The sequence below is a fragment of the Roseomonas sp. CCTCC AB2023176 genome (assembly GCF_042259275.1).
Lineage (GTDB): Bacteria > Pseudomonadota > Alphaproteobacteria > Acetobacterales > Acetobacteraceae > Roseomonas.
Genome location: NZ_CP170086.1, coordinates 4,465,273 through 4,477,841 on the forward strand (window position 1 = coordinate 4,465,273; position 12,569 = coordinate 4,477,841).

General features: G+C 73.2%; 7 protein-coding genes and 1 pseudogene. 5 read left to right on the forward strand and 3 right to left on the reverse strand.

Features of this window, described 5'->3' with window-relative positions; translation table 11 throughout:
* Positions 1-94: 94 nt before the first annotated feature.
* Positions 95-925: a hypothetical protein gene (locus tag ACE7GA_RS22395; protein WP_376091792.1), complete on the forward strand. Its 831-nt coding sequence runs from the start codon at positions 95-97 to the stop codon at positions 923-925.
* The gene (locus ACE7GA_RS22400; RefSeq protein WP_376091795.1) at positions 898-1,650 is read left to right on the forward strand and encodes a hypothetical protein; all 753 of its coding nucleotides are present in this window, start codon (positions 898-900) and stop codon (positions 1,648-1,650) included. Before ACE7GA_RS22395 ends, ACE7GA_RS22400 begins: the two co-directional genes overlap by 28 nt.
* Before the next feature lie 168 nt (positions 1,651-1,818).
* On the opposite strand, the gene ACE7GA_RS22405 is transcribed toward ACE7GA_RS22400, so the two are convergent.
* From ACE7GA_RS22405 to ACE7GA_RS22415, 3 genes are all read right to left on the reverse strand, one after another.
* Positions 1,819-2,433 (reverse strand): LysM peptidoglycan-binding domain-containing protein, encoded by a 615-nt coding sequence (locus tag ACE7GA_RS22405; RefSeq protein WP_376091798.1) that lies wholly within the window; start codon positions 2,431-2,433, stop codon positions 1,819-1,821.
* Positions 2,400-3,950 carry a hypothetical protein gene (locus ACE7GA_RS22410; RefSeq protein ID WP_376091801.1) on the reverse strand — a complete coding sequence of 517 codons (1,551 nt, stop codon included), beginning with the start codon at positions 3,948-3,950 and terminating at the stop codon, positions 2,400-2,402. The genes ACE7GA_RS22405 and ACE7GA_RS22410 overlap by 34 nt, the downstream gene beginning before the upstream one ends.
* A gap of 197 nt (positions 3,951-4,147) precedes the next feature.
* Positions 4,148-8,338, reverse strand: a complete 4,191-nt coding sequence (locus tag ACE7GA_RS22415; protein ID WP_376091804.1) for a DUF4781 domain-containing protein — start codon at positions 8,336-8,338, stop codon at positions 4,148-4,150.
* Positions 8,339-8,753: 415 nt separating this feature from the next.
* Here ACE7GA_RS22415 and ACE7GA_RS22420 point away from each other — a divergent pair, with 415 nt between their 5' ends.
* The 3 genes and pseudogenes from ACE7GA_RS22420 (at position 8,754) to ACE7GA_RS22430 (ending at position 12,544) form a co-directional block, all read left to right on the forward strand.
* The gene (locus ACE7GA_RS22420) at positions 8,754-10,517 is read left to right on the forward strand and encodes a hydantoinase B/oxoprolinase family protein (protein ID WP_376091807.1); all 1,764 of its coding nucleotides are present in this window, start codon (positions 8,754-8,756) and stop codon (positions 10,515-10,517) included.
* Positions 10,504-11,933: pseudogene (locus ACE7GA_RS22425) on the forward strand (hydantoinase/oxoprolinase family protein); the annotation flags it as partial. The gene ACE7GA_RS22420 and the pseudogene ACE7GA_RS22425, both read left to right, overlap by 14 nt.
* A 242-nt stretch (positions 11,934-12,175) precedes the next feature.
* Positions 12,176-12,544 carry a hypothetical protein gene (locus ACE7GA_RS22430; RefSeq protein ID WP_376091810.1) on the forward strand — a complete coding sequence of 123 codons (369 nt, stop codon included), beginning with the start codon at positions 12,176-12,178 and terminating at the stop codon, positions 12,542-12,544.
* Positions 12,545-12,569: the final 25 nt, after the last annotated feature.

Below are 12,569 nucleotides of genomic sequence, written 5' to 3' on the forward strand. Positions count from 1 at the left end.
GTCGAACACGACCTCGTATTGCGGCGGCTGGTCGCCCGGCCTCGCCGGCGCGTCGCCGACCTGGCGCACCGTCGCCTCGAACCCGTAATTGCCGTTGACGCCGACATTCGCGACCCGCACCGCAGGGATCGAGACGCTGACGGACGGCTCTACGAGGAGCGAGACCTTCGTCTGGTCCCCGTCGCTGTTCAGCCGGCCAATCGAGGCGGCCGGGTCGAACGCCGCGCGCTGCACCCCGCCGACGTTCTCCGCGACCCCTTGCGACGCGCTCTTTGGCGCGACGCCGTTGCTTACCGCCGCACCGGCGACCGTCGTTTCGCTCGCGCCGTGCGGCGTGCCGGTTTGCGTGCTGGCGCCGGCGCTGGCCTGCGCCTGGTTGCCGCCCGGGCGGTTCGGATCGGTGGCGGGCCGCGGCGCGGGGACGTCGGCGCCGCCCGGCGGGCCCTTCTTCGCGGCCAGGGCCTTGTCGAAGGCGTTGGCGCTGGATGACCCGGCGCCGGACGCGCCCTTGCCGCCCGATGCGGCGCCGCTGCCGGATGCTCCGCCATTGCCGGAAGCACCGCGGTTGGAGGTGCCGACGCTGTCCAGAGGTGCCATGGGCGCTCCTTTTCGGCCGCGTTCCGTCCCGGGCCTTGTTGACCGTGCCCAGACTTCGATAGTCCGACGCAAATGGTCAACCGAAAGCGGCCCCGTTCGGCAGGCGCGGGCGAAGTCCCTGGCTCACAAGACGGGGAGGATCGCGTTCATACATTGCAGTTCCGAACCCTGTTTCGGCATCCGATCGCGCCGTTTCACCGAATGCGACTTTGGCTTCTTTACCCTGCCCTCGCAGATGCTTGAACACAGGGGGAATGATCGGTGCTGCGGGCCCACACCGTCCGTCCTAGGCTGGCCCGCATGGTCCTGGCACGCATGGTCCCGGTGAACCCGCGCCCCACCGATCCCGCCGCCGTGGCAGCGCTCGCCCCGGCCCTGGCCCCCGCGCTCTGGGAAGCGGCCAGCGCCGCCGCACGCGGCGACACGTCGCTGCGCGTGGACAGCGTGGAGGAGTTGCTGCAGCCCTCCGCCACCTATCGGCGCATGCTGGAGGAGTTGGGGCCGGGGTGGGTGATTCAGCAAGGCAACCTGCTGCAGGATGCGATCGACGAGGTCAGGCGACTCATCACCGTCTGTACCGTCCAGCGCGATGAGCCGCAGCCGGGCGGCGGCACGGCACCCGTGGAGGATCATGGCGCGACCGCGGCGAAGGTCGTCGCCTCCGTCGCGGAAGTCCTCCGCCGCCGCGAGTGCCGGGACGACCTGCCGTCCCAGGGCCTGCTCGAGCCGGCGGACGCCTTCGCCGGCCGGCTGGTCGCGGCCCGGTCGGGGGTTGAGGCGGACTACTACCTGCGGCTGCTCGGCGTGACGTCCGACGTGTACGGCGCGCGGCTGGCCGTGAGCCAGGCGCTGCGCGGCAGCGCCACGGCGCGCGAGGACCCGCCGCCCATCGTCGCGGCGGGCCAGCCGCCCACGCCAGGGCTGACCGCGGCGGACCTGCCACGCTTCGCCGCCTGGCACCGCCGGGACGGTGCTGCCGCCCGCGGCGCGATCGCTGCCGACATCGCCGCGCGCCCGGAGGCGCGGGCGGCCTTCCTGCGCGGGGCCGCGTAGCGGTAGCGGGTGCTCGGCAGAGCGCATCGACCCGGAGAGGAACCGCCCCGAGCGCGACCGCGCCGAGCGGCCGGTCTGGTCCTCAGGCAGGTGCTGGAACGCCGGCCGAGGCGCCCGCTCTGCGCGGCACTTCCGCGGGCTGGTCGCCGTCGCGACGCCCGCCGCGGATCACGGGCGTTCCGGCGCGGGCCCGCGCGGCGCGGGGACATAGACCGTGTCGCCCGGGAAGATCAGGTCGGGCCGGATCAGGTGGTCGCGGTTCAGCGCAAGCAGTTCCTGGAAGTCCACCCCCTCGCGCCGCGCGACGTCCCACAGGGTGTCGCCCGCCTCGACCTGCACGGGACGATAGCCGGCATCTGCAAGGTCGGGGTTCGTCCGGCCCGTCGCGTCCATCGCCCCGGCCGGGTGCGGCGCGGTGTATTCCGCCGCGACCCAGCCGGTGATCGGGCGATCCGCGACGTCGGTCGAGCGCAGCTCGATCCACGCGCGGCCCGTCGCGTCCCGCGCCTCCCGCCCCGTCGGCTCCGCGAAGGTGCCGTGCTGGAGAACGCCGATGCGCGGCTCGTCGGTGCCGGGCGACGGGCGCACGCTGACGCCGTCGCGGGGGGCGATCACGACCTGCTCCGGCGCGGCCGGTGTGGCCGGGGCCTGCGCCGGCGGGACCGCCGCGGGAGGCTGCGCGCCGGTCCAGCGCCGCTCGGATCGGGCGACGACGTCGTCGTTGCCCAGCTCCGCGATCATGCTCGCCTTCACCTCGACGCCGCGGTCGATCCCGAGGTCCATCTGCGTCGTGACCCCGTCGCGCTCGACGAGCTGCGCGCGCGGGTCCGGACCGCGGCGTCCGCAGGAACCTGCGCCAGGGCCTCGCGGAGATGGCCGTGCGCGAGCCCGTCGAGGATCCGGGCCGCGTGCTCGTCAGGATTCCGGAGCGTCGCCTCCGCGAGCATCTGCACCTGGTCCGTGCGGCTGACGTCGAGCGGCGACTGCACCATGCCGTTCGCGGTGACGCGCACGGACAGCTCGTCGGGATGCTTCCAGCCTCCGTCGGACAGGACCTCGGCGTCGGGGAAGGGCTGGCCCGAGGCGGCGAAACGGTCCGCCGGCACGTCCCAGGAAAGGGTGATGCGGCCGCTGACGTCGCCGATGTCGCGGATCGTCGAGACGTTGACCGCGTTCGAGCCGATCTTGAGCGGGTTGCCGTCCGGACCGGCGCGCGTCGGGTCGAGCAGGGTTTCCTTGAAGTCCAGCTTCTCGCGGGTCGTCAGCGCGCTCGCGCCCTCGATGGAATAGGAGAGTCGCCCCGGCCCGCCGTCCTGCGGCAGGTCCACCCGGCGGATCACCCGGGCCTCCGCGTCGAAACGGCCCTCGAGCCCGAAGGCGTTCAGCTTCCCCTCGAGCTTCACGCGCTCCTGCAGCGAGACCTGCTGCTCGTAGGCGACGATGTGGTCCTGGAGGAATCGCTGCTCCGCGGTGGAGGGCTCGACCTTGCGGGCGAGAATCTCGCCGGCGATCTCCGGGGCGTTGTCCGGGTTGTAGGGACCGCCGGGGCCGTTGCCCGCCTCGCTCGCACCGGGCTGGAGGCCACCGGAGCCCGGCACCTCCGAGGCGCCGTTCAGTGGGTTGCCCGCGGGGTTGTTCGGCAGGCCCGAGGCACCGGGGATCGGGCCGGGGACGGCGGCGGAGGCGTCGCGGATCGTCTCGGCGAGCGCGACCTGGCGCAGCGCCTCCACTGCCCGCGTCGCCTCGGCCTTGCTGTCGAAGCGGAGGATGACGCGGTCCGCGGTGCGCAGGTTCAGCTCGCCGCCGAACTTCGCCGCATCGCCGAGCTTCGCCTCGGGGCCAAGGCCCGCGAGGAGGCGCTTCGAGAAGGCGACCTCAAACTGCGGGGGCTCGGCGCCAGGCCTGGCCGGAGCGTCGCCGACCTGGCGCACCGTCGCGTCGAACCCGTACTGCGCCTTGCCGGAGACGTTGAACTTCCAGGGCGTCGGCACCGAGACCTTCGCCTCGCCGGTCAGGCGCATCACCGCCTGGTCGCCGTCGCTGTTCAGGCGCTCGATCGCGCCGGCGGGGTCCGTCGCCGCCTGCGTCGCGCCGGCGGTCGTGGGCGACGCCCCGGCCTGCGGCGCCGTGGACGTTCCCTGTGACGTTCCTTGAGACGTGCCCTGGGACGTGCCCCGGGCGCCAGTGCCCTTCGCGGCGGCGTGGTCGAAGGCCTTGGCCGCCGTGATGTCCGGCCGCGGGGTGTTGCCCTGGCCGGCGCCGGGCGTGCCGGACGGTCTGGCCGCGTCGAGAGGTGCCATCGGGTCCTCCTGATCCTGTGCAGCGGCCCGTCACGGCCGCCTCATGATCAGGAAGGTGAAGATCAGCACACGCCGTTCAACGAAAGCCCGGTGAAGCTGGGATGAAGGATATGCGGCACGGCAAGTGATCGCGTCGCATATCCGTCATGTCTTTCAGTACCGAAAGGCTTTCTGAAGTTTGGCCTCCTACCTTGGACTTAGCGGACATTCCGGTACGGGAGGTCCGGGTCCACACCGCGTCCGATCAGTTCCTCCCGGAAGTGCGCGATAAGGTGGTCGCGGTCCTTCGTCCCGGCCGGTCCCGCCGGCGTGCGCGCCCAGGCCGCCGCCATGGCGTCCGCCCGCAGGCTACCGAAGCTCTGGCTGCCGCGGCCCGGCGGCTCCGCGCCGATCGCGATGCCGGGGGCCACCGGCGCCGTGAAGGCCGGCACCTCGGCCTGGAACCATTCGGGGTGCTGCGCGCGCAGGCGGAGCATGAGCTGCGCCGCGCGGTCCGTGCCGGCGCCGCCGGCGGTGTAGATCACCGCGGAGTCCGGACGCTGCCCGAGGGAGTCGTAGCCGCTGATCTTAAAGCCGATCAGCCCGTCAAAGGCGCCGGGGTCGCGCAGTCGCTCCTGCATGATGGCGCGCGCCAGGTCCGCGGTGTGGTCCGGGCTGGCATTGACGTAGACGCGCTCGGTCACCCGGTCCGTCGCGGCGAAGTAGTAGTGGTGGAAGTGCTCGCCCTGCTTCTGGACCCGCACGCGGTTTGCCGCCGCGGCGTCGTCGAGCCGGGCCACTGCCGCGTCGAAGGCGCCGCGCGGCATCGTCGGCGCGGACGGCTGCTTCGCCGTGGCGTAGAGCCCGTAGAAGTCGGGCTGCCCGCCCGCCGCGATCGCATCGTCCACGTAGCGCTCGAGCGACTGGCGCGACGCAGCCTGCGCGTCCGGCGTGAAGAACAGGCGCGGCGTCGCGGCCGCACGGGGCTGCGGGACCGTGAACCGGAAGTTGGGGCCGAGTTCGACCGTCGCGCCGGGGCCGACATTCACCCCCTCCGGCCGCAGCGGGATGCGTCGTCCGTCGCGGGTGACGAGGGACGTGCCGTTGGCGGAGCCGTTGTCCGCGACTCGCAACGACCCGTCGTCGCCGCGCGTGACGGTCAGGTGGTCGCGGCTGACGGCGGCGTCGTAGATCGCGACGTCGCCCTCCCGCCCGAGACGCAGGCCCTGCCCCGGGGCGAGGGCTGCGATGCGCGACTGGATCGTGTCGGCCGAGGCGGCGTCGAGCCGCTGCGCGAGCGCGGGGTTGTGCTGCGCGAGCGCGCCCATGCCCGTCGCGTCGAAGGTCTTGGAGAGGCGCTGGGCGAAGGGGTTCCAGGGCGTCGGCGGCGACGCGAGCGTGACCTGACCGTTGGCGGCGTCCACCTCCGCGACGACCCAGCCCGGCTCGACGCGGCCATCGCTGCGCGGGACGGTCAGGACCTCCCCGGGGCGGAGGTCGCCGATGACCTGCCGCGCCGGGGCGTGGAAGTCGTCCGCCGGCAGCGGCCGGCCCGGGCCGGGACCGCGGAGGAGGAAGGACGTGGCATCGCGCGGCGTCCAGTCGGGCGGGACGCGTCCCGCGTCGCCGAACTCCTCGGCCCAGGCGCGGTTCAGGGCGTCGCGGTAGGCCTCGCCATAGGTCTGGGCGGGCGCGCCGGACGGGCTGTCGCCGCGCAGGATGAGGTCGCCGATTTCGCGCGCCGCGGCGTCGCGGTCGCCGCCCGCGCGCACGCGGTCGTAGATCGCCTGGTAGGCCGCGCCCTGCCTGCCGGAAACGCCGATATCCGGCCCGCCGGCGGTCAGGATCTCGTCGCGCACCGCGAGGTTCGCGAGCGTCGCCTCGCCCTCCGATCGCGCCATGCGCGCGAGGTTGGCGTCCACGAACGCCGCGCGCGTCATGCCAGGCGCCGGTGCGACGGGACCGGCGCCGCCGAGCGCGTGGCCGAACTCGTGGCTCAGTTCTGCAACGGGGTTGAAGGGGCGGTTGGCGTAGAGGCCGGGATCGAGGACGATCCGCTTCTCGATCGGGTCGGTGAAGCTGCCGGAGCCGGTGCGCGCGCCGAACTCGACCTGCCAGCCCTCGGCCTCCAGCCGCGCCTGCATGGCGCGGAACTGCGGCGACCGCTCCGCGAGCGCCGTGACGTCGCCCTGCGCGAGGCGGATCCCCGCGTCGGGCCGCATCGTCTCCAGCAGGCGGTCCCGCATGGCCGTCGGGTTGAACAGGTCCTGCGGCCGGCCGCGCGTGGTGACGAGCGTCGTGACGCCCCAAAAGGCCATGGAGAGGCCGAGAGTCGCACGCTCCTCCGGCTTCAACTGGTCCCATTGCGTCGCGAGGGTCGCGCCGGAATTGCCGACGGCGACCGCGTCCACGACGTTGCCGCCGACGTTCAGGCCGGCCGTGACCATGGCCTCCAGCGGCGTGATCGTCTGGTTCAGCGCCTTCAACTGCGTCAGCCGTGCCGCGCTGCCAAAGGCCGGGACGGCGACGGCGTTGGCCGCGACGTCGAGCCAGAGGCCGCGCGCCGTCGCATCGGTGAAGGGGTTGATGTCCTGGTTGCGTCCCGCGCGGTCCGCGATCTCGCTGCTGCGGCTGGCGACGAGGTAGCCGGAAGCGACCGCGCCCACGATCGGCGCCGCGGTGCCGCCGCTGCCGACGATGATGAGGCCGCCGGCGACGAGCCCGCCGACCAGCGCCGCGCCGTCCAGCACGCGCTTGGCCTTGTCGCCGAAGCCGTCATGGATCTGCGCGGAGGCCAGGGCCGGGCGTCCGTCCGCCCCGGCGGAAAGGTGCATGTCCTTCGGATAGACGACGAGGCCGGGGGGAAGTTCGTTCTTGTCGAGCCAGTGCTGGACGCTGTCATAGCGCCCGCCCGTGTTGGCCACGAGGACCTCCCGGCCGTCGCGCCCGGTGACGCGGAACAGCGGGAGTTGCACGGGGCCGGTGGAGTCGGAGGAATACTGGACCGGCAGCACGGCGACGGAGGCGTTCGGGCCGGCGGTGGCCTCGATCTGCTGCACCACCTTGCCGACCGCCTCGCCCTCGCGTCCGTCCCGGAAGTAGGACAGGTCGCCCCGCGCCGCGGCCGCGGTGGCCTCGGTCTCCGTCATGCCGGCCGGCAGTTGCGGCCGGAATCCCATCGCGGTGCCGACGATGTTGTCGAGCTGCCGCCCCTGCGTCGGCTGCGCGCCGTCGCCGCGGAGGGCGAGGAACTTCGCCGCGCTTCCTTCCGCCATCGCGGTCAGGACGGCGGGGTTCGTCCAGCCGTCGCCGCCCTTCAACGTATCGGCGGTGATTTCCGGATGCGCGCGGAAGGTCGCGAGCGCCCGCATCCGCGCCTCGGCGGGGATGGAGGAGTCCCCGAAGCTGCGGGTCAGCAGGCTGCGTCCCGCATCGGTCCCGAGGATGCCCTGGAGGCGCGCTGCCTCCTTCGCGACGGTCGCGGGGCTGTCGGGGTACCATTCCCGTGCGATGGCCTGCGACAGTGTTCCGGAAACCGACGACCCGATGCCCTGCGTCCGCGCGACGTCGAGTTCGGCCAGCCCGAGGAAGGCGCCCTGCACGAAGGCGGAGGTCGCGGCCATGCGCGGTGCGGCGTTGAGCGACGCCAGCGTCTCGGCGAGGGTAATGCCGTTATCGGCGGCAAGCGCCTTGCCGAAATCGCCGGCCTGGGTCGGCGACATCGCGCCGACGAGGTTGACGAGGCCGGGCTGGGGGCCTTCCCGCGACGGATCGCCGGCCGCGGCAAGGTATGCCGTGTGCGCCGCGCGTGCGCCGGCGGCGGTCAGGTCGTCGGCGTCCTTGCCGGCAGCGGCATCGCGCCGTGCGCGGTCCATCGCGTCGAGGGAGCGGACCGCCGCGCGCTCCGCCACGAGGCCGCCGAGGGCGGGGTCGGCGCGCGTCGAACTCGCCAAGTTGTCCGCATTCGACCAACCGCCGCCCCCTCCCCCGTCCCAGCGTGCGAAGGCCTGATCAAGCAGGTAGCGCTGTTCCGCGGGCGGCAGGTTGTGCAGGGCTTCGCGGACCTCGTCGCTGCTGTTTCGGCCGAAGGGGTGCCAGTCGCCGTCCGTACGGTTGGCGACGAGGTCGCGGATCTCCTGCTGCCGCGCCGGCGGCACGCCCTCGGCAATGGCGGGGAGGCGTCCCGGAGTCGGCGAGGACGCGGCCGGGGCGTCCTTCGTCGTCCTGGCGCCGGGCGCCGCGTCGTTCGCCGGCCGGGGCGTCGGCGCGTCGGCCGCGGCGGGAGCGGTCTTGGCGTCCCGCACGGCGGCATCGAACTGCGCCGATTGGCCCTTCCCCGATTGGCCCTTCCCCTCAGACGGGCACGTCGGCGCGGTGGACTGGACCCCTTTGGTGGCGGAAGCGGCCATGCGCAAATCTCCCCGGGCCACCTTTTGGTAAGACCTGGGATTTCGGAAGCAAGAAATCGGGCTCCGTTCTGGCGCCTTCGTGAAAGCCAAGTCGTTCGAACGTGTCATCCTTTACGCCGCTGCATCATTTCCATCTTTACTGCTGTGGGCAGCCAAGTGTCTTCACGAAGTGCCCTGATCTACGAGGCCGATGGTGGTCTCCGCCGTTGCGACTGACATGGGGGGGCCGCTTTCTGCCCCGGCGCACGGCGCGGGACGCCTCCCCAAGACCGCCACCCCGGCGCTCGGACCGAGCTTCAACCGACCGCGCCGGCCGGTCCGCCAACGGGCTCTGCCGCGACTGCCGCGACGGCCGTGAGTTGGCGGATGGCGGCTTCCCGTCCATGGTTCCCCGCCTCCGAGGAGCCCCGCCGGCATGACGCGTTGCGATCCCGTCACCCTGGAGATTCTGCGGGGCGCGATCCGCGCGGCCCAGGCCGAGATGGAGGCGCTGATCGAGCGCACGGCCATGTCGGCCTTCATCCGCGAGAAGAAGGACTTCTACACCGCCGTCTTCGATGCGGACGGGGTGATGGCGGTCGGTTCCAACGTACCGGTCTTCGGCGACGTCTGCGGCCCGGTGTTCCGCGACTTCCCGCCGGATGCGATGGGGCCGGGAGACGTGTACTGGTACAATGACTGCTACGGCTCGCGCGGCGCGGTGTCGCATTCCAACGACCAGGTCTTCATCGCGCCGGTGTTCCACGGTGGGCGCCGCGTCGCCTTCGTGATGGGTTGGGCGCATTTCGCGGACATCGGCGGGTTGCGGCCGGGCTCGATCTCGCCAGACGCGACCGAGATTTTCCACGAGGGCGTGATCATCCCTCCGACGCGCCTGATCGAGGCCGGGCGCATGAACGAAGCGGCGATGGCGATCTTCCTCCGCAACTCCCGCTGGCCGCGGGCGGCGCAGGGGGACACGCGGGCGATGCTCGCGAGCGTCGCGCTGGGCGTCACGCGCATGGCGGAGGTGGCGGCGCGCTTCGGGGCGGAGGTGCTGGCGGACGGGTTGCAGCAATTGCTGACGCGGACGGAGGCGCAGGTGCGCGCGCGGCTGCGGGAGGTCTTCGCGGTCGGGACTCATCGGTTCACGGACCGGATCGACACGGACGGGCACGGCAGCGGGCCGATCGCGCTGCGTCTGGCGCTGACTCGGACGGAGGATGACCGGTTCATCCTCGATGCGTCCGAGACGGACGACCAGTCGCCGGGGCCGGTGAACTTCCTCATGAACCCGGACGTGCCGGGGATGGCCCTCGGGCTGTTCTTCCTCGGCGGCGATCCGGCGCAGGTGACGAATGCGGGCGGGCCGCGGGCGCTGGACGAGGTGCGGCTGCGCGAGGGGTCGTTGCTGCAGCCCCGCTTCCCGGCGGCGCTGGGGATGCGCGGGCTGACGATGATGCGGTTCCTCGCGACGCTGAATGGGCTCGTCGCGGTCGCGGGCGGGGAGGCGCCGGCAGCGCACGCGGCGTACGTCATCATCCTGCTGCGTGGGACCGCGGCTGGCCGGCCCTTCCTGATGAGCGACGGGATCGGCGTGGGCTACGGCGCGCGGCCCTTCGCGGACGGAACCGACGCCGTCTACTTCGTCGCGCAGGAGAACTACCCCGTCGAGTTCCTGGAAGGGGAATACCCGATCCGGCTGCGCCGCTACGGCGTGCACCGCGACAGCGGAGGACCCGGGCGGTTCCGCGGAGGATGCGGCATCGTGCGGGAATACGAGGTGATGGCGGAGGAGGCGGTGCTCGCGGTGCGGGTCGACGGCGTGACGTGCCCTCCCTGGGGTGTGGCGGGCGGGCAGTCCGGGCGGCCGGGCCGCGCCGTGGTCAATCCGGGGACGGCACGCGAACGGTTGCTGGCGCCGCTCTCGGACGGGAACCGGCTGGTGCGGGGGGACGTCCTGCTCCTGGAGACCGGCGGCGGGGGCGGGCACGGCCATCCCTTCGACCGGCCCGCGGGAGCGGTGCGCGATGACGTCGCGGACGGCTTCGTCAGCGCCGAAGCCGCGGCGCGGGACTACGGCGTGGTGCTGTCGGCGGACGGGACGCTGGACTTGGCGGCGACGGACGCGCTGCGGGGCGGCTCCCGCGTCGTCGGCGCCGCCTTCCACCGTGGGGAGTACGCCGATGTCCTCGGCTGACGCGGCGCGCCCGCTCGTCGTCGCGGTGGATATCGGCGGCACCTTCACCGACGTGTCGCTGCAGGACGTCGCGGCCGGACGGGCCTGGACGGCGAAGGTACCGAGCACGCCGGCCGATCCCTCGCAGGCCTTCATCGCCGGCGTGCACGCGGCCCTGGACACGGCGGGGGAGAAGGCCGGCCGGATCGGGCGCGCGCTGCACGGCACGACCGTCGCGACGAACCTCATCCTGGAGGGCAAGACGGCCCGCACCGTCCTGCTGACGACCGAGGGTTTCCGGCACGTGCTGGAGATCGGACGGCAGGATATCCCGCGGCACGCCAATCTCTTCGCCTGGGTGAAGCCGAAACGGCCGGTGCCGCCGGCGCGGGTCCTGGAAATCCCTGAGCGGATCGCGGTGGACGGGACGGTCCTGTCACCGCTGGACGAGTCGGCGGTGGCGCGCGCCGCGGAGCGGTGTCGGGAGCTGGGCGCGGAGGCCGTCGCGATCTGCCTCCTGCATGCCTACGCCAACCCGGCGCATGAGCGGCGCGTGCTGGATTTGCTGCGCGCGGCACTGCCAGGTGTCGCGATCACCGCTTCGACCGATGTGCTGCCGGTGGTGCGGGAGTACGAGCGCAGCCTTACAACCGTGCTCAACGCGGGCGTCATGCCGGCAGTCGCGACCTATGTCGGGCGGTTGGAAGCGCGGCTGGGGGAAGCGGGAATCGCGGCGCCGCTGCTGCTGATGCAGTCGAACGGCGGCGTGGCGGGCGCGGAGCGCGTGCGGCGCGCGCCGGCCGTGACGGCGCTGTCGGGCCCGGCGGCGGGCGTGGTGGGAGCGCGCGCGGCGGCGGAGGCGGCGGGGTTCCGGGACGTCATCACCATCGATATCGGCGGGACCTCGGCCGACATCTGCCTCATCAAGGGCGGTGAGGTCGGCCTGACGCAGCGCGGGCACGTCGGCGAATGGCCGCTGCCGCTGCCGATGCTCGACATGGTGACGATCGGCGCGGGGGCGGTTCGCTGGCGCGCGTCTCGGCCGAGGGCGCGCTGACCGTGGGGCCGGAGAGCGCGGGGGCGGCGCCGGGGCCGGCCTGCTACGGCCGGGGTGGCGAGCGGCCGACGGTGACGGATGCGCATGTCGCGCTGGGACACCTGCCGCCGAGCCTTCTCGGCGGGCGGATGGTGCTTGATGCGGGGCGTGCGAGTGAGGCGGTGCGGCGTCACGTCGCGGAACCGCTCGGGCTTTCGGTCGAGGTGGCGGCGCGCGGCATCCTGCGGATCGCGGACAACACGATGGTCGGCGCCATCCGCGTCGTGTCGGTGGAGCGGGGGCATGATCCCCGCGACTTCGCGCTCGTCGCCTTCGGCGGGGCGGGGCCGCTGCACGGGACGGCGCTGGCCGAGTTGCTCGGCATCCGCACGGTGCTGGTGCCGCCCTCGCCCGGCGTGCTGTGCGCGCAAGGGTTGATGGCGGCAGACCTGCGAGCCGAGTTCACGGCCAGCCCGCGGCGTGGCGAGGCGGAGCGGGACGAGGTACTCAATGCAGCCTTCGACGCGCTGGCCGAGGACGCGCACCGGTGGTTCGAGGAGGAGCGCGTGCCGGAGGACGCCCGCGCGACCCGTCGCGTGGCGCTGATCCGTTACGCCGGGCAGGGCAGCGAGCTGGCGGTTGCGTGGCACGGATCGGCCGCGCAGGCGGGGGCGGATTTCGCGCGGGAACACCGGACGCTTTACGGCTTCGACCTGCCGGAGGGCGTGCCGGAGACCGTCGCGCTTCGGCTGGAGGCGACGGGACGGCTTGCCGTCCCCTCCCCGGCCGGGCTCGCGGCGGGACCGAGGGGGCGCGCGCGACGGGGACGCAGCGCGTGGCCTTCGCGGACGGCGCGGCGGATGCGGCGCTCTACGCGCGCGCCGAACTCGGCGCAGGGGATGCCTTGGAAGGGCCGGCGATCATCCAGCAACTCGATACGACGACGCTCGTGCCGCCAGGCTGGCGTGCCGTGGCGCATGCTTCGGGGTCGCTGCTGCTGGAGCGGCGCTGACGCCGTTCAAGCCCGCGAGCCGAAG